This is a genomic window from Fusobacterium mortiferum ATCC 9817, from assembly GCF_000158195.2.
GTDB classification, from domain to species: domain Bacteria; phylum Fusobacteriota; class Fusobacteriia; order Fusobacteriales; family Fusobacteriaceae; genus Fusobacterium_A; species Fusobacterium_A mortiferum.
Genome location: NZ_GL987994.1, coordinates 120,343 through 137,599 on the forward strand (window position 1 = coordinate 120,343; position 17,257 = coordinate 137,599).

The 17,257-nt window shown below is 30.4% G+C and carries 15 protein-coding genes and 1 riboswitch; of the genes, 6 read left to right on the forward strand and 9 right to left on the reverse strand.

The window, feature by feature from the left end; all coding sequences use genetic code 11:
• Positions 1–677: 677 nt before the first annotated feature.
• The 9 genes from metK to glmS form a co-directional block, all read right to left on the reverse strand.
• Entirely contained in the window at positions 678–1,832 is a 1,155-nt protein-coding gene (metK, locus tag FMAG_RS10260; protein ID WP_005886448.1) for a methionine adenosyltransferase, read from the reverse strand.
• 94 nt (positions 1,833–1,926) lie between these two features.
• Positions 1,927–2,015: riboswitch (SAM riboswitch) on the reverse strand.
• A gap of 52 nt (positions 2,016–2,067) precedes the next feature.
• Entirely contained in the window at positions 2,068–2,739 is a 672-nt protein-coding gene (locus tag FMAG_RS10265; protein WP_005886449.1) for an acetate uptake transporter, read from the reverse strand.
• Between the two features lie 113 nt (positions 2,740–2,852).
• Positions 2,853–4,394: a citrate lyase subunit alpha gene (gene citF, locus FMAG_RS10270; RefSeq protein ID WP_005886450.1), complete on the reverse strand. Its 1,542-nt coding sequence runs from the start codon at positions 4,392–4,394 to the stop codon at positions 2,853–2,855.
• 23 nt (positions 4,395–4,417) lie between these two features.
• Entirely contained in the window at positions 4,418–5,290 is an 873-nt protein-coding gene (locus tag FMAG_RS10275; RefSeq protein ID WP_005886451.1) for an HpcH/HpaI aldolase/citrate lyase family protein, read from the reverse strand.
• Between the two features lie 30 nt (positions 5,291–5,320).
• The gene (gene citD / locus FMAG_RS10280) at positions 5,321–5,581 is read right to left on the reverse strand and encodes a citrate lyase acyl carrier protein (protein ID WP_005886452.1); all 261 of its coding nucleotides are present in this window, start codon (positions 5,579–5,581) and stop codon (positions 5,321–5,323) included.
• Between the two features lie 83 nt (positions 5,582–5,664).
• A complete protein-coding gene (locus tag FMAG_RS10285) occupies positions 5,665–6,912 on the reverse strand; it encodes a methylaspartate ammonia-lyase (RefSeq protein ID WP_005886453.1) in 1,248 nt (415 codons plus the stop codon).
• A gap of 139 nt (positions 6,913–7,051) precedes the next feature.
• Positions 7,052–8,509, reverse strand: a complete 1,458-nt coding sequence (locus FMAG_RS10290) for a methylaspartate mutase subunit E (RefSeq protein ID WP_005886455.1) — start codon at positions 8,507–8,509, stop codon at positions 7,052–7,054.
• 37 nt (positions 8,510–8,546) lie between these two features.
• The gene (gene glmL / locus FMAG_RS10295; protein WP_005886457.1) at positions 8,547–9,953 is read right to left on the reverse strand and encodes a methylaspartate mutase accessory protein GlmL; all 1,407 of its coding nucleotides are present in this window, start codon (positions 9,951–9,953) and stop codon (positions 8,547–8,549) included.
• Between the two features lie 33 nt (positions 9,954–9,986).
• Positions 9,987–10,406: a methylaspartate mutase subunit S gene (glmS, locus tag FMAG_RS10300; RefSeq protein WP_005886460.1), complete on the reverse strand. Its 420-nt coding sequence runs from the start codon at positions 10,404–10,406 to the stop codon at positions 9,987–9,989.
• A gap of 417 nt (positions 10,407–10,823) precedes the next feature.
• On the opposite strand from glmS, the gene FMAG_RS10305 reads away from it, so the two are divergent.
• From FMAG_RS10305 to recJ, 6 genes are read left to right on the forward strand one after another with little or no spacing between them, the layout of a single operon-like run.
• Complete coding sequence (locus FMAG_RS10305) at positions 10,824–11,306, forward strand: ribosome maturation factor RimP (protein WP_005886462.1); 483 nt, start codon at positions 10,824–10,826, stop codon at positions 11,304–11,306.
• A gap of 23 nt (positions 11,307–11,329) precedes the next feature.
• Positions 11,330–12,394, forward strand: coding sequence for a transcription termination factor NusA (gene nusA, locus FMAG_RS10310; RefSeq protein WP_005886464.1), 1,065 nt, complete (start codon positions 11,330–11,332; stop codon positions 12,392–12,394).
• A gap of 2 nt (positions 12,395–12,396) precedes the next feature.
• Positions 12,397–12,927, forward strand: a complete 531-nt coding sequence (locus tag FMAG_RS10315; RefSeq protein WP_005886465.1) for a DUF448 domain-containing protein — start codon at positions 12,397–12,399, stop codon at positions 12,925–12,927.
• A gap of 22 nt (positions 12,928–12,949) precedes the next feature.
• Positions 12,950–15,130 carry a translation initiation factor IF-2 gene (gene infB / locus FMAG_RS10320; RefSeq protein ID WP_005886467.1) on the forward strand — a complete coding sequence of 727 codons (2,181 nt, stop codon included), beginning with the start codon at positions 12,950–12,952 and terminating at the stop codon, positions 15,128–15,130.
• A 29-nt stretch (positions 15,131–15,159) separates the two neighbouring features.
• Positions 15,160–15,522: a 30S ribosome-binding factor RbfA gene (gene rbfA / locus FMAG_RS10325; protein ID WP_005886468.1), complete on the forward strand. Its 363-nt coding sequence runs from the start codon at positions 15,160–15,162 to the stop codon at positions 15,520–15,522.
• Between the two features lie 4 nt (positions 15,523–15,526).
• The gene (gene recJ / locus FMAG_RS10330) at positions 15,527–17,248 is read left to right on the forward strand and encodes a single-stranded-DNA-specific exonuclease RecJ (RefSeq protein ID WP_005886469.1); all 1,722 of its coding nucleotides are present in this window, start codon (positions 15,527–15,529) and stop codon (positions 17,246–17,248) included.
• Positions 17,249–17,257 lie beyond the last annotated feature (9 nt).

Genomic DNA, 17,257 nt, shown 5'->3' on the forward strand with positions numbered 1-17,257 from the left:
AAGGCTCAAAATACCTAAGGTTTGCTTTGTTTAATGCAGCCATCTATGTAAGCTATTGGGAACCAACATTTTCTCAATATTTGAAAAAGAAACGAGTAGAAGGCAAACATTATTATGTAGCAATATCTCATGTAGTAAAAAATTAGTTAGAGTTATTTTTCACTTAGAAAAAACAAATGAAAGATACAGTACAGTAATCTAATTGTTCATAAATTTTAATACTGTCAAAAGGTTCTAACTAAACCTTCATTTTGTGATGTAAATTTCTAAATTAACAAATTTAAATTAAATTTTTTTATTTTTGATTTGACATTTAATAGTTAGTCTTAACAGTTATTTATTAATTAAAAAAGCCATTCGGTTGTACCCGAATGGCTTATTAAACAAGGTCGGGTACAAATCAGTTAAACTCGAAAAAGATTTGTACCACAAGCAGAAAATATACTACTTAAAGTCCAAACCTCGACATATTATTATTGTTATTATTAAATTGTGCAGTTAAACCAAAAATGTGAAACTTCATAATCTGCCTCCATAACAATTAAATCTATGTGTTAAGAATACACCTTTTTTAAAAAAAAGTCAATATTTTTTTGAAAAAATATTTTTAATTTTAATAAATAAAAAAAGAAGTTATAAAATTATAGTATATAATCTCATAACTTCTTCAAATTTTACTATTTATTTAATATAGCTTTTAATTCTTCAACTTTATTTGTTTTTTCCCAAGGAATATCTAAGTCAGTTCTTCCAATATGTCCAAATGCTGCTAAGTCTTGATATTTGAATTTTCCACTTCTTAATTCTAATGATTTTTCTATTCCTCTTGGTGTTAAATCAAATACTTTTTTAACAGCTTCAGCAAGCTCTATCTCACTTACTTTTCCTGTTCCAAATGTATCTACTTTTACTGATGTAGGTTCTACTACTCCTATTGCATAAGATAATTGTACTTCACATTTATCTGCTAAATCTGCTGCTACTATGTTTTTAGCTACCCATCTTGCTGCATAAGCTGCTGATCTGTCAACTTTTGAAGGGTCTTTTCCTGAGAATGCTCCTCCACCATGTCTGAAGTATCCACCATAAGTATCTACTATGATTTTTCTTCCAGTAAGTCCTGTATCTCCGTGTGGTCCTCCTATAACGAATCTTCCAGTTGGATTGATATGATATTTTTTAACATCAGCTGGATTTAAATTATATGCTTCAAGTACAGGTCTTATTACTTTCTCTTTAACATCAGCTTTTATTTGCTCTTGAGTTACATCAGGATTGTGTTGTACAGATAGTACTATTGTATCAACGTGGTCAATCTTTCCATTTTCATCATAAGCTAAAGTTACTTGAGCCTTAGCATCAGGTCTAGCCCATGCTAATTCTTTACTTCTAGTCATTTTAGTTAATCTTACAAGAATTTCTCTAGCTAAAACTAAAGCAAGTGGCATAAGTTCTGGAGTTTCTTTTACAGCTCCACCAAACATTATTCCTTGGTCTCCAGCTCCACCAACATCTACTCCCATAGCGATATCAGGTGATTGAGCATGTATGGCGTTTAAAACACCACAGTTAGAGTCAAATCCCATTCCTTCTCTATATCCAATTTCATCTATCTTTTTTCTAACTATATCTTGGATATCAATATAAGTAGAAGTAGTAATCTCCCCACCAACAATAACTTGTCCAGTAGTACAGAAAACTTCACAAGCTACTCTTGAACTAGGGTCATCAGCAAGACAAGCATCTAATACAGCATCAGATATTTGGTCAGATACTTTATCAGGGTGTCCAGGTGATACGAATTCAGATGTAAAATAAGTTAAATTTTTCATTTTTTATTTTCCTCCTAAAAATTAAACAAAAATATTAATAAAAAATCCCTTCACCTAGATAGATGAAGGGCTCATAAGTCAAGTCCAAGTTTCTCATCCATCTATCAGGAGTTAGCACCACACTTGTAAAAGCAGGTTGCTGAGATGTCATAGGGCCAGTCCCTCAATCTCTCTTGATGGTCTACATTTTAAATTTACAAAATATTATATCATTAAATACTAAAAAAGTCAATAATTATTTATTAAATATCTCTACTGAGATAGGAGATTTATCTAATTGTATATTATTTCTTTCACTATTTCTAAATATTCCTAATGGTTTTCCAAGTGGTAAAAATTCTCTTCCAAAAGTTTTATTCAATACATTTGCAGCAGAACCATAAAATGACATAAGAGCAATTAATAATTCTGATATAGCAGCTAACATATGAGTGTAATGATAAGCTATTCCAAAAGATGAAAGTGCTAATCCTATAAATAAGAAATCTATTAAGATAAAAATAATAAGTAATGTCTTGTTAGTTTCAATAGACCCTATTGTCATATATAGTGTAAAAATTAAATAACCTAAAAATACGAATCCAAAAGCTTTTGGGTCAGCAGCAGCTTTCATTGTTTCACCAAATACTCCAAGTTGTATCATCCAACCCATAGCCATTCCAAACCAAAAGAAAGCATATCCACCAAAGGCAGTAGTACCAAATACATTCCCATGTTTTATATCGTTTAAACAGGCTATAAGTTGTACAAAAGCTCCTAAAAATATTGCCCAAGGAATAACAAGTGATACTCCACTTACAATTCCAAATTTATTAGCTGAAGCTACGAAAGTAACAATAGCAAGTCCTAAAAGTCCAAGTGCTGAAGGATCTGCTACTTCAATTTTAACATGATTATTTTGACTCATTTTTTTCTCCTTAATTTATATAATTATAACACAAGGAGTATTTTAACTATTTTTAAAAAATTTGTCAATCAAAAACAACAAAATAATGAAAAAAAATTAAAAATAATGAAAAATTATTTCTTGATTTGTCTTACTACATCTACAACTGATCCATCTCTATATTGAACAATAGCGACAATTCTATCTTCAAATTCTATAGGCTTTTCTTTGCCAGTCATTGATTCTGCTATTTCTTTTAACTCTTCAATAGTTTTAATTGGTAAATTAGAGTTTTTAAATTTTTCAATTAAATCTTTTCTTAATGGATTGATAGCGATACCTCTTTCAGTAACAAGTACATCAACTGTTTCTCCTGGAGTAGTTACAGTAGTAATTCTATCTTTTACAACAGATATTCTAGCATTAACTAGTTGAGAAACAATAATACAAAGTTTAGAACCAGCAGCTGTATCACTGTGTCCTCCAGATCCCCCCATGATAATACCATCAGAACCAGTAGTAACATTTACATTGAAATTAGTATCCATTTCAGTAGCACCGAGAATAACTATATCAAGTTTATTTACAACAGAACCTTTATTATTAGCATTAGCATACATAGAAGCAGACATTTTTATATGATTAGGATTTTCTTTAGCTGATTTAATAGCATTTAGATCAAAACATTGAACATCAAATAATGCTTTAAATAATCCCTCTTTATACATATCAACTATATATCCAGTAATTCCTCCAGCAGCAAAACTACCTACAATATTTTTAGATTTCATTAAGTTTTTAACTTCAGCAGCAACTGCAAGAGATATTCCTCCAGCTCCTGTTTGAAAACTCATACCATCTTTTAAATATCCAGATTGCTCTATAAATTTAGCAGTTAAGTCTGCAACTTTTAAACCAATAGGATTTTTAGTTATTTGAGTAGTTCCAGAAACTATTCCTTTAGGATCTCCAATAGCATCTATTACTAAAACATAGTCAATTAAAGTTTGATTGATTTCTATAGTAGGATTTGGAAATGGAACTAAATTATCAGTAATAGCTACTACTAATTTAGCATTTTCTACATCAGAATGAGCATATCCTAAAGCTCCACAAGCTGATTTTCCATCTACTCCATTAATATTTCCATATTCATCAGAAGTTGGAGCTGCAACAAAAGCAATATCTACTTCAACTTCTCCTGTTTCCATTATTCTAGCTCTTCCACCATGAGTGTGCATAACTGCAGGTTTTTGTAATTTACCTTCAGATATAGCTTGAGCTACAGGTCCAGACATATATCCAGCATATATTTGAGTAACTATTCCTTTTTCCATATATTCTACTACAGGTTTATGACAAGGGAAAATAGAACTTGCAACTAATGTGATATCTTTATATCCTCTTTTAGCAATTTCAGCCATTATTAAATTTAAAACATAGTCTCCATTTCTTAAGTGGTGATGAAAAGAAACAGTCATACCATCTTTAAGTGGAAGCTTATCCATCAATATTGATAAATCAGTATATAATTTATTATCTTCAGGGGTTATAGTTTTAAAATTACAATTTTTCTTAACCACTCCTGTTGTATTAGCAAGATACCCATTGTAATGAGTTACTTTTCCATATCCTTCTATAAAATCAGGAACCTCTCTTCCTAAAATATTTTTCATTTAAAAACACCTCACCTCAATAATTAATCAATAAGTCCCATTAATTTAGCCATATCTAAAGTATGAATAGCTCTGTTGATAATAGGAAGGTCAACCATTTTACCATCTAATGAGAAAACTCCAAGTCCTTGTTTAGCAGCTTCTTCTTTTGCAGCCATAACTCTTTGAGCATGAGTAATTTCAGCCTCAGAAGGTGCATATCCTTTGTGGATAGTATCTATTTGTCTAGGATTAATACTTAATTTTCCTGTAAATCCAAGCATCTTAGCTTTTAATGTATCAGCCATAAGTCCTTCATAATCGTTTGTGTCTGTAAATGGAGTATCTATAGCATCAACTTTGCAAGCCTTACAAGCATTTATAATTTTAGTTCTAGAATATAATAATTCATCAGAGTTTTTAGTTCTTTTAACTCCTAAATCCACTGCAAGATCTTCTCCACCAAGTAGAACAGAAATTACTCTAGGACTAGCTTTTATAGTTTCATATACTTTTTCAACTCCATAAGTAGTTTCAACTAGTGGATGGATTTTTATACTTCCATGTTCAAATCCTTCTTCTTCTTCTATTTTATTTAATCTTCTATCAAGTTCAGTTATATCTTCTGGACAAGCTTTTGGAAGTAGAATAGCGTCAGGTTTAAGCCTAGCTATAATGTCAATATCTTTATCAGCAAATGGAGTAGACAAAGGATTTACTCTAACTACTACTTCTACTGTATCATATTTCATAGTTTTTAAAGCTTCACTTACTAAAATTCTAGCTGCATCTTTTTCTGTTAAAGCAACAGCATCTTCTAAGTCAAATATAACAGCATCTGAACCAAATACAGGTGCTGTTTGTAACATACCTGGATTATTTCCAGGCATAAATAGCATAGTTCTTCTTAATTTCACAATAATACACCTCTCATTAAAGTTATAAGATTATAGTCCTCTAGCTACAGCAGCTTCAATTCTAGCTCTTATAGTATAGTCAAGAGCTCCTTTATCTTGTGCCTGTACAAGAACACTATCAATTTCTAATTCTAAAAGTTTAGCTTTTATAACTTCTTTGATATGTTCTCCAAATTGTTTTTCAACAGTACTTTCTAACTCAATTTCTATTCCATCTTCAGAAGGAGTAAGCATTAAAAATATGTCATTAGATTCTAAAGTTCCGCATTTAGCAGCTTTTTTTAATGTCATTTAATTCACCTCATTATAATTAAAGGAAAAAGGTAGTCATATAACTACCTTTTTCTTAAGTTTATTATATTTTTAAAAGAAAACTATTTGTTTTTTCTTCTGTTTACTAAAGCTTCTACTCTTGCCATTTCATTAAATACAATCATAAATCCTTCGTCAACACCCATTCCTGGTTTAGCGAGAACTTGAAGAGCCCCACAAGCCATTCCTATGTTAGTTGTAACTTCAGCAGATCTGTTAGTTTCGTTACAAGTTCCTCCACAGTAAGATCCAATTCCTACTTTGTTACAATAAAGAATTGCGTCAGCTATGTTGTTAACTCCTCCTAAGTCAGGAGTTTTTATTTGAACTACGTGTCCAGCTTTTTTATCAGCAAATAATTTAATATCTTCTAAAGTATTACACCACTCATCAGCAACTAACTCAACTTCAATTCCTCTTCTATCTACCTCAGCAGTTAAAGCTGCAAGAGCTTCGATTTGTTTATCTCTATCCTCTACATCCATAGGACCTTCAATTCTTAATTTAAATGGTTTAGCAGCTTCTACTAATGTAGCTATATAATCAGCCATTTTTACAGTGTCACAGTTAAATGCAGCACCAATAGTTCCATATACATCTATGTGGAATATCGGATAGTACTCTGGGTTAACTCTCTTAGCTAAGATTCTATCTCTCAACCATTTTACATAGTCAAGTAAGATTTCTCCATGTTCTCCTAATTTTTCTTTAACGTTATTAATTAAAGCATGAGGAAGAACGTCTGCACCTTTGATTATCATTTTATCAGCATTCATATATCTATCGTCACCAGATTGAGTGAATATAGGTCTTTTTGTGATTTCTAATCCAGTGTTGTAGTCTGCTTGAATAACTTCAGCCATAGTTACTTTTCTAGCTTTAGCAACTGCATCTAGTAAAGCTTGAGTGATTCCATATCTGATAGCTGTATGTAATCTTTTTCCTTCAACTTGCATAGAATCAAACTCTTCAGCTAGAGTTTTAAAGTTATTTAAATCTCTTCCAATTAATTTTGGTGCAATCTCTTTTTCGATAACTGGTATAAAATCTTTAGCTAGGAATAGAGGATCTCTTCCACCTGCACCAGAGTATTGAACTGCAGCACAATCTCCAAAAGCAACTTGTCCATCTTCAAGTATTAATTGAACAGATATAGATTCTCCAGATTGTCTAATAGTTTCAAATCCAGGAGTAACAGTTTCTCCTAAGTAGAACATCCCATCATGTCCAGCTCCAGCTTTGATAGCTCTTTGGTCATCAAAGTAAAATCCTGTTTTTCCAGCTGAGCAAACTACATCTATAATTTTCATAATATATTCCTCCTAAATTTTTTTAAAATGTTTTATTTTGTATTTATAATACTAAATTTAACTCAAAAATTTCAAAATTTCAATAATTATATAAAAGTTATTTTATTGAAATAATAACTATTTATTTAATATATGAAAACTATTTTTTCTCAGGTCTTCCTATTAAAGTTCCTTTTCCAACGGCAAAAATATCATCTACTGTCATTTGGAAAGTAACAGGTCTTCCTTCGAATTTTCCTCTTTCTTCTAATTGAGCCATATTGTAATCAGCTAATTCTTTACTTAATGGAACATTTCCTAAAGCTAAGTATCTAACTTTTCCTACATTATCTCTAGCAGGCATCATTTTACCAGCGTTATAAATTGAAGGAGCGAATGGAACATCAAGAACACCTTGCTCAAATGCTTTAACTATACCAATAGCCCAATCTCCATTTCCTAATTCATAGACTTTATCTAAAATACACTTAGTTTCAGCTTTAATTATTTCTATCTCTTTTTCTAATTCTGGAGAAGTAGAAAGTTTTTGTCCTCTAAGCAAGTTAAGAACCATTTTTGTAGCTCTTATACCAGCAGCATTTGCCTCTTTTGTAGGTACTCCAATAGCTTCGTGAGGAGTTTTAACTATAACTTTTGTAGCACCAGCTAATGCAGCAGCAGAAGCACCATTAGATATTACTCCAAATGCTTTAGCTTCATCTTCTGGGAATCCTCCCATCCATTGATGGAATACAGTAGTTAATTGAATATCATTATAACCAAACTCTTTAAAATACTCTTCAGCTTGTGATTCAAGAGCTCTTATAGCAGCTACGTCTTGAATTAAGTTTCCACATTGTCCATATCCTAAAGTTATATTTTTAACTCCTTGTTCAGCAGCCATTAATCCTTCAAGAATTCCAACAGCGTTTGACATTGAAGGAGGTACTAATGTTCCTGTTAATGGACCAAATGGTTCTCTGTTGATAGATACTCCATGCTCTTCATACCATCCTACTAATCTGTCTACATATTGCCAGTCAATGAGAGTTTTTTCTAGTGAAACTGATTTAGCATAAGGAACATTATAGCTGATTCCTCCACCTTCATCAGAAGTAAATCCAGCAGCTAACATTATTTCAGAAAGTAATCTAGCATCTGGAGTTCCATGTCTTAATTGTAAAGGTAAATTAGTAGCTTCTACAACTCTTCTACATCCTGTAACTCCATGGTTTACACCAGGAAATCCGTTAAGAAGAGATCTTCCAGCTTTTTTAGATTCCTCTATTCCTTTTTCACAATTTTCGTATTTATTTTGTCTAGTGTAAGAGTCGATAGTACTTGGTAATAAATCAGCTCCTCCTTCAGTATCTAAGAAGTTTAAAAGCTCAATATGCTCATCAATTAGAGCAACTCCTGCTCTAGGTTGTGCTAAAGTTATTCCAGCTTTTTTAGCATCTAACAATTTTTTAGAAAAGTTTTTAGATGCAGGTAATGATTTATGGTATTTAACAGCTTCTTCAAGGTCTACATCTTTACCAGTAGGCCATCCTTTTAAAACTTCTTCTCTCACTTGGAAGAATTCTTCTTCGGTCCATTTTTTAAATTTAAGTTTCATATATATTAATCCTCCTTAATTATTCCTTAAAATAGTGTTAAGCTTCTACTAAATATTTTTTCATTATTCTTATAGCGGTATTTGGATATTCTTGAGCTAAAAGTCCCATTGAAGATAGTATGTAAGTTTTATCAACTAAAAATTTTGGAGCTATTGGTTTCAAATGGATAGGATCTTCCTCATTGAAATTTCCAGCTTTTAAAATATCTTTAGGATTTAAACTGTGAATAATAACTCCACCAGTACCAATAACATATGGAGTTTCAGTTAAATCTTTTCCGCTTTGATTAAACATAGTTCCCATAGGAGTATATACACACTCTAGAACACCACAATGTCTAGTCATAGCTAATTCAGTAGCAGCTTTTGCCATAGCTTCATCAAATCTTATTTCCTCTTCACTTTGAGGGACCATTTTAATATTATCATGTCTAAATTGACATTGAGCTTTTACATCAATTTGTTTTAGAGAATCATGTAAATAATTTCTAATTTTTCTAGTTCCTGAAGCTTCTAAAAGAGCAATTGCAGAATATCTCATTCCTAAGTCTCCTTCAACAGTTCTTTTAGCATATGGTTCTTCAAGTCCTTTAATCATAATTGATGGTTTAGTAGGCTCACCTTTAGCTATAGAATGTATGTCAGTAGTAGCCCCTCCAATATCTACAACTATTAGATCTCCTAATCCTTCCTCTTCATCAGTTCCAGTTGCTAAAATTTCAGAAGCTTTTAAAACTGCTGCTGGTGTAGGCATTAAAATTCCTTTTATAAACTCTTCAGCTTTTTTCATACCTTTTGCTTCTACTATTTTATTCATAAAAACTTTTCTAATTTCTTCTCTAGAGGGTTCAACATTTAATTTATTTATAAAAGGCATAACATTTTCAGTAATATAACAATCTATTTCAGCTTCTTTTAAAATATTTTCTATTTCATCAGTAGCAGCTTTATTTCCAGCTACAACAACAGGAATCTTAACTTTAAATTCAGCTAGCATTTTAGCGTTGTGAATAATACACTCTTTATTTCCACCATCTGTTCCACCAGCCAATAAAATAATATCTAAAGCTGTATTTTTTATTTCTTCTAATTCTCTACTATTAAGCTCATAAGCATAAGTTTTAATAACTCTTGCTCCTGCTCCTAAAGCAGCTTTTTTAGCAGCTTCAGCTGTAAGCTCTGGGACCAATCCTATAGCGACCATTTTTAATCCACCAGCTGCTGATGAACAAGCGGTTTTATTAACGAAATTAATTTCATCAAAATTAATTTTTTTATTAATTTCGATTTTTAATTTGTTGAAAGCTTTGTTAAAACCTATCATTATATCATCTTCAACAGTGGTGATATCTTTAGCAGTAGCTAAAATAACTTCATTATCTAAGTCAATAGCTGTCAATTTAGTATATGTACTTCCAAAATCTATTGCTAAATAAGCTTTCATAATTACCACTCTCTCTATTTATTTTAAATTAAATTATGCAATTCCTAAATCTTTTTTCAAGTCTTCTGTTGTATCTTCAATAGGAGTTCCTGGTTTATAAACTCTATCAAATCCCATAGCTTTAAATCTTTTTTCTACATCTTCCCATACTTGTTTTCCAACAACTATATTTCCACCTACATAAAGAAGAATGTTATTTAGTCCAGCTTCTTTGCATTTATCTCTCATACCTTGGCAATCTAATTCTCCATGTCCATAAAGAGAAGAAACTATTATTGCATCAGCATTTGTTTCAACAGCAGCATTAATAAAATCGGCTTGTGGAGAAAGAACTCCTACGTTGATTACATCAAATCCATTTGCCTCTAAAACATGATGAATAATTTTATTTCCAACAGCATGACAATCTGAACCTATAACTCCAATTACAACTTTTTTTCCGTTTTTTTCCATGAAAAATATCCTCCTCATAGTGTTTGATATTTAAACCTTTGATAATAATATACAACATTTTTATAAAAAATCAATACTTATTTAAAAAATGAATATTAAACATTTAAAAATTTAATTTTATATATTTAATTGAGAAATTATAAGTGTTTGAATGTATTTAAACTTGTAAAAAATAAAAAATAAAACACCATTTACAAATCATCAGTAAAATTAATTTTAAAAATATATTTAATTTATAAAAAAGAAAAATAAAATAATCTAAAATAGTCAATTTTCTTAAGAGTAATAATTGATTTTTTTAAAAAGATATGATATAATAACTTGAATAAAGTAGTATGCTAGTTTTTTAGAAGGGAGTGGGTTTTTATGTCCACTCCCTCTTTAGTAGTAAAAAATTAGAAAAGAGGTGAAACTTAAGTGGAAAAACTAGATAACCAACAAAAAATAATAGAAAAAATAGAAAAGATAGTTACACCTGTTGTCAATGAAATGGGATTATCTCTTGTGGATATTGAATACATGCAAGATGGTGGGTATTGGTATGTTAGAATTTATGTAGAAAATTTAAATGGAGAAATAACTTTAGAGGAGTGTGCTGCTATTAGTGGAAAAATCGATGAAGATGTAGATAAGCTGATAGAACAAAGATTTTTCTTAGAGGTATCTTCTCCTGGAATAGAGAGACCATTAAAGAAAATAGAGGATTTCATAAGATTTAAAGGTGAAAAAATAAAAGTTAGTTTGAAACATAAAATTAATGATAAGAAAAGTTTTGAAGGAATAATCACAGAGTGTAAAGATAATATAATCTTCTTAGAAATTGAAGAAGAAAATATTGTAGAAATTCCTTTTTCAGAAGTGAAAAAAGCAAATATTATTTATGAGTTTGATGAAATTTAATAAAAGTTTCAGGAGGGAAATCAATGAAAAGTAAAGACGCTAAAATATTTTTAGAGGCTTTGGAAGAGTTAGAAAAAGAAAAAGGTATAAGCAAAGAGAGTCTTCTTTCAACAGTTGAGCAAGCTCTATTAGCAGCTTATAAAAAGAACTATGGAGAAGAGGAGGATGTAGAAGTAGAAATTGACAGAGAAACTGGAGATGTAAAAATCTATGAAGTAAAAACTGTTGTACCTACTGAAGATTTATATGATGCTGCTATTGAAATATCTTACGATGATGCTTTAGAAATCAAAAAGAGAGTAAAAATTGGAGAAGTTATTAGAATAGAAGTAAACTGCGAAGAGTTTAGAAGAAACGCTATTCAAAATGGGAAACAAATAGTTATTCAAAAAGTAAGAGAAGCTGAAAGAGAATATATTTATGATAGATTTAAAGTAAAAGAGCATGATATTATAAATGGAATTATTAGAAGAATAGATGAAAGAAAAAATGTATTTATAGAGTTTGATGGAATTGAAGCTATTCTTCCACCAGTTGAACAATCTCCAGCAGACACTTATAGAGTAGGAGAGAGAATAAAAGTTTATTTAGCAGAGGTAGAAAAAACTAATAAATTCCCTAAAATTGTTATTTCAAGAAAGCATGAAGGATTGTTAAGAAAATTATTTGAATTAGAAATTCCAGAGATTACATCTGGACTTATAGAAATAAAAGCAGTTGCTAGAGAAGCAGGTTCTAGAGCTAAAGTTGCTGTATATTCTGCAGATCCTAATATAGATACTGTAGGAGCATGTATTGGTCAAAAAGGATTAAGAATAAAAAATATAGTTAACGAGTTAAATGGAGAAAAGATTGATATTGTAGTTTGGAAAGAGTCTGTTGAAGAATTTGTTTCAGCAGTTTTAAGTCCTGCTAAAGTAGTAAGTGTAGAAGTAGTAGAGGAGGAAAATACAGCTAGAGTAATAGTTGACAACTCACAACTTTCACTTGCAATAGGTAAAAATGGGCAAAATGCAAGACTTGCAGCAAAATTAACTGGAATGAGAGTGGATATAAAAACTGCAGACAGAGTAGAAGAAGGAGAATAGGATTGGATAGTAGTACTATTGTTCATGAAAGAACTTGTCTTATTTGCAGAGAAAAAAAGGAGAAAAAAGACCTTTTTAGACTTGTAAAACCAGGGGAAGATAGATATTACTTTGATGAAAAGCAAAAAGCTCAAAGTAGAGGATACTATGTTTGTAAATCTCATGAATGTCTGAAGAGATTATCAAAACATAAAAAAATAAAAGTGAGTACAGATGATTTAATGAAAATGTTAAATCAATTAAATAAAGGTGAAAAGGACTATTTAAATATTTTGAAAGCAATGAAGAACTCACAGGCTTTATCTTTTGGAATGAATATGGTTTTAGAAGAGATTGAACATACGCATTTTTTAGTTCTTGCAGAAGATATAAGTGAAAAAAATGAGAGAAAACTTCTAGCAAAAGCAAAAGAATTAGATATAAAATATGTGTATTTTGGAAATAAAAATCAACTTGGTGAAATCTTTGGAAAAGAAGAAGTCAGTGTAATTGCTGTAAAAAGTAAGAAGATGGCCCGTGGACTCATAGATTAACCTAAATTTAGGAGGTATCTTAATGAAAAAGAGAGTACATGAGTTAGCAAAAGAGTATGGAATGAGTAGCAAAGATTTTTTAATTTTGCTAAAAGATGAGATAAAATTAGAGACAGCAGAAAGTTTAAAGAATTTGTCTGGGTTAAGTGTTGATGATGTAGAGAGGGTAAGAAAATATTTTGAAGAGATGACTGCCCCAAAAGAAAGTGTAGAAGAAAAAGGAGTAGCTTTGAATAAAAAACTTTTAGAAGAAGACGAAATTTTTGAAGAGGAAAGAGCTTCGAAAAAATCAAAGAAAAATAAGAAAAATAATAAAAAAGAGTCATTTGATGGAAATGATGAAGAAAGAGGAAAGAAAAATAAAAAGAAAAAAGGTAGAAGAACAGATTTTGTAATGAAAACTGTTGAGGCTGCTGGTTCTGAAACGATAGAAGAAGATGGAATGAAAATAATTAAGATCAGAGGAGAGATTACTCTTGGCGATTTTGCTGAAAGATTAGGGGTAGCTAGTTCTGAGATAATTAAAAAACTTTTCTTAAAAGGACAAATGTTAACAATAAATAGTCCGTTATCAATTGAAACAGTAGAAGAGATAGCTATGGACTATGATGCTTTAGTAGAGCAAGAGGAAGAAGTAGAATTAGAATTTGGAGAAAAATTTGCTCTTGAAGTTGAAGATAGAGTAGAAGATTTACAAGAGAGACCACCTGTAATAACAATTATGGGACACGTTGACCATGGAAAAACATCTTTACTAGATGCTATTAGAGCAAGTAATGTAGTAGAAGGAGAAGCTGGAGGAATTACTCAAAAAATAGGAGCTTATCAAATAGTAAAAAATGGTAAGAAAATAACTTTCGTAGATACTCCAGGACACGAAGCCTTTACAGATATGAGAGCAAGAGGAGCTCAAGTAACTGATATAGCTATATTAGTTGTAGCTGCGGATGATGGTGTAATGCCTCAAACAATAGAAGCATTATCACATGCTAAAGCAGCAAATGTACCAATAATTGTAGCTGTAAATAAGATAGATAAACCAGAAGCTAACCCAATGAGAGTAAAACAAGAGCTAATGGAGCATGGGCTTGTTTCAGTAGAATGGGGAGGAGATACTGAATTTGTAGAAGTATCTGCTAAGCAAAAATTACATTTAGATGATTTATTAGATACAATACTTATTACTGCTGAAATATTAGAGTTAAAAGCAAATCCTAGGAAAAGAGCTAAAGGGGTCGTATTAGAATCAAGACTTGACCCTAAAGTAGGACCAATAGCAGATATTTTAGTTCAAGAAGGAACTTTAAAAATTGGAGATGTTATTGTAGCTGGAGAAACTTATGGTAAAGTAAGAGCTCTATTAAATGATAAAGGTGAAAGAGTAGAGAAAGTAGAACTTTCTCAACCAGCAGAAATAATAGGATTTACACAAGTACCTCAAGCTGGAGATACTATGTATGTAATCCAAAATGAACAACATGCAAAAAGAATTGTAGAAGAGGTTGCTAAAGAGAGAAAATTAGCTGAAACAAGTAAGAAGACTATAACTCTTGAATCTCTATCAGAACAATTTGATCATGAAAACTTAAAAGAGTTAAATCTTGTATTAAGAGCTGATTCTAGAGGTTCAGTAGATGCATTAAGAGAATCATTATTAAAATTATCTACAAGTGAAGTTGCAGTAAATATTATTCAAGCTGCTTCTGGAGCAATTACTGAAAGTGACGTAAAGCTAGCAGAAGTATCAAATGCAATTATCATAGGATTTAATGTAAGACCTACAACTAAAGCTATAAAAGAAGCTGAAGTTAATGGAGTAGAGATTAGAACATCTAATATAATTTATCATATTACTGAAGATATAGAGAAAGCATTAACTGGTATGTTAGATCCAGAGTATAAAGAGATATATCTAGGAAGAATTGAGATTAAAAAAGTGTTTAAAGTTTCTAAGATTGGAAATGTAGCTGGATGTATTGTTGTAGATGGAAAAGTTAGAAATGATTCAAATATCAGACTTCTTAGAAATGGTGTTGTAATGTATGAAGGAAAACTTGCATCACTTAAGAGATTTAAAGATGATGCCAAAGAAGTTGTAGTAGGACAAGAGTGTGGACTTGGAATTGAGAACTTCAATGATATCAAAGAAGGAGATATAGTAGAAGCTTTTGAAATGCAAGAAGTAAAAAGAACTCTAAAATAATCTAAAAGATATGAAGGAGTGATTATTTTATGAAAAGACAAAGATTAGCAGGAATAGAAAAAGAGATGAGTAGAGTAATATCTCAAGTTCTATTTGAAGAGATAAAAAACCCTAAAATAAGAGGATTAGTTTCTGTTACAAATATAAGAGTAACAGAAGATCTAAAATTTGCAGACGTATATTTTAGTATTATGTCTGGACAAATGAATGGAGAAAAAGCTGTTGATAAGGAAACAGTATTAGAAGGACTTAATCAGATAAAAGGGTATCTAAGAAAAAGAGTAGCTGAAGAAATAGAGATAAGATATATACCAGAAATAAGAGTAAAACTAGATGATTCTATTGAGCATGCAATAAAAATATCAAAACTTTTAAATGATTTAAAAGGATAGTGATATGATGCAATGGGAATATAGTTCACTACCTCAGTCTCTAATTGATACCAAGGCTATACAATGGAATAAAGACAAACTACTAACTACCTTATTATTGAACAGAGGATTTTCAGATGAGAAGAGTGTCAATGAATTTATAAACCCTGAGATTTCTGATTTTAGAAATCCTTTTAAATTTGAAAAAATGGCTAGTGTGGTAGATAAAATATTAGCAAAAAAAGAAAAAAATGAAAAAATCTTTATCTATGGAGATTACGATGTTGATGGTATCACTGCAGCAGTTTTTTTGGTTAAGGTATTTAGTGAAATAGGAATAGATGTAGATTACTATATCCCTAATAGAATGGAAGAAGGATATGGCTTAGACAAGAAAGCTATAGATTTCATGAAAAAAAGAAACTGTAAATTAGTAATCACAGTGGATACTGGAGTAAATTCCATCGAAGATGTAAAATATGCTGAAAGTTTAGGAATAGAAGTAATAGTAACTGACCATCATAAATCTACAAAAGATAAAGAAGATGAAGAGTTACTATTATTAAATCCCAAACTTAGTGATACATATGAGTTTAAATATTTATCTGGAGCAGGAGTTGCCTTAAAAGTAGCACAAGGTGTATATGAAAAATTAAATGCTGACATGGGTAAACTATATCAATATATGGATATAGTGATGATAGGTACAGTTGCTGATGTAGTTCCTATGGTAGATGAAAATAGAATAATAATAAAAGAGGGGTTGAAAATTTTAAGTAAAACAAAGGTAAAAGGACTTATGTATCTTTTAAAATACTTGAAATTTCAAAATAAAGAGATAAATACTACAGATGTTAGTTATTTCATCTCTCCTCTTATTAACTCCTTAGGGAGAATTGGTGTATCTAAAATGGGAGCTGACTTCTTTTTAAAAAATGATGAATTTGAGATATATAATATCATTGAAGAGATGAAAAAATCTAATAAAAAAAGAAGAGAGTTAGAAAAAGCTATATATGAAGAAGCGGACCATAAAATAAAAAAGATGGATAAGAAAAGCTTAAAATGTGCTTTTTTATATTCAAAAAAATGGCATCCTGGAGTAATTGGTGTAGTTTCTTCAAGACTCAGTGTAAAATATAATATGCCAATAGCTTTAGTAGCTTTGAGAGATAATATTGGGAAAGCATCTTGTAGAAGTGTTAAAGGAGTTAGTGTATTTAATATTTTTCATACTATGAAGGATAAGCTTGTTCGTTTTGGTGGGCATGATTTAGCTTCAGGTTTTATAGTTAAACAAGAAAATTTAAAAGAAGTAGAAAGAATATTTAAAGAAAATATTGATGAGATAAAAGTAGAACAAGAAGAAAAAATTTTAAAAATAGATATGGAACTTCCAATTGAAAAGATAGATGAAAATTTATTTAAAGCAATGGAGAGTTTAGCACCATTTGGTTTAGATAATAATCATCCTCTTTTTATTGATAAGGATTTATCGTTTGATTATATAAAAAAATTTGGTGTAAATGAAAGACACTTTAATGGTATAATCAAAAAAAATGGAAAAAATTATCATATGGTTGCTTTTGATATGGGACATAAAATAAATGAATTAGAAGCAAAAATTCAAAAGTTTGATATAGTGTATTATCCAGAAAAAGTAATATACAAAGGTGAAGAGATTATTCAAATAAGAATAAAAGATATAAAAATAAAAGATGATTTTTATGAAATTTTTACTAAATAGATTTAAGGA

Bases quoted from the DNA above. Each gene is read 5' to 3' on its own strand.
- metK (WP_005886448.1), bottom strand. From the start codon at position 1,832: ATGAAAAATTTAACTTATTTTACATCTGAATTCGTATCACCTGGACAC.
- FMAG_RS10265 (WP_005886449.1), bottom strand. From the start codon at position 2,739: ATGAGTCAAAATAATCATGTTAAAATTGAAGTAGCAGATCCTTCAGCA.
- citF (WP_005886450.1), bottom strand. From the start codon at position 4,394: ATGAAAAATATTTTAGGAAGAGAGGTTCCTGATTTTATAGAAGGATAT.
- citD (WP_005886452.1), bottom strand. From the start codon at position 5,581: ATGACATTAAAAAAAGCTGCTAAATGCGGAACTTTAGAATCTAATGAC.
- FMAG_RS10285 (WP_005886453.1), bottom strand. From the start codon at position 6,912: ATGAAAATTATAGATGTAGTTTGCTCAGCTGGAAAAACAGGATTTTAC.
- FMAG_RS10290 (WP_005886455.1), bottom strand. From the start codon at position 8,509: ATGAAACTTAAATTTAAAAAATGGACCGAAGAAGAATTCTTCCAAGTG.
- glmL (WP_005886457.1), bottom strand. From the start codon at position 9,953: ATGAAAGCTTATTTAGCAATAGATTTTGGAAGTACATATACTAAATTG.
- glmS (WP_005886460.1), bottom strand. From the start codon at position 10,406: ATGGAAAAAAACGGAAAAAAAGTTGTAATTGGAGTTATAGGTTCAGAT.
- nusA (WP_005886464.1), top strand. From the start codon at position 11,330: ATGAAAAGTAAAGACGCTAAAATATTTTTAGAGGCTTTGGAAGAGTTA.
- infB (WP_005886467.1), top strand. From the start codon at position 12,950: ATGAAAAAGAGAGTACATGAGTTAGCAAAAGAGTATGGAATGAGTAGC.
- rbfA (WP_005886468.1), top strand. From the start codon at position 15,160: ATGAAAAGACAAAGATTAGCAGGAATAGAAAAAGAGATGAGTAGAGTA.
- recJ (WP_005886469.1), top strand. From the start codon at position 15,527: ATGATGCAATGGGAATATAGTTCACTACCTCAGTCTCTAATTGATACC.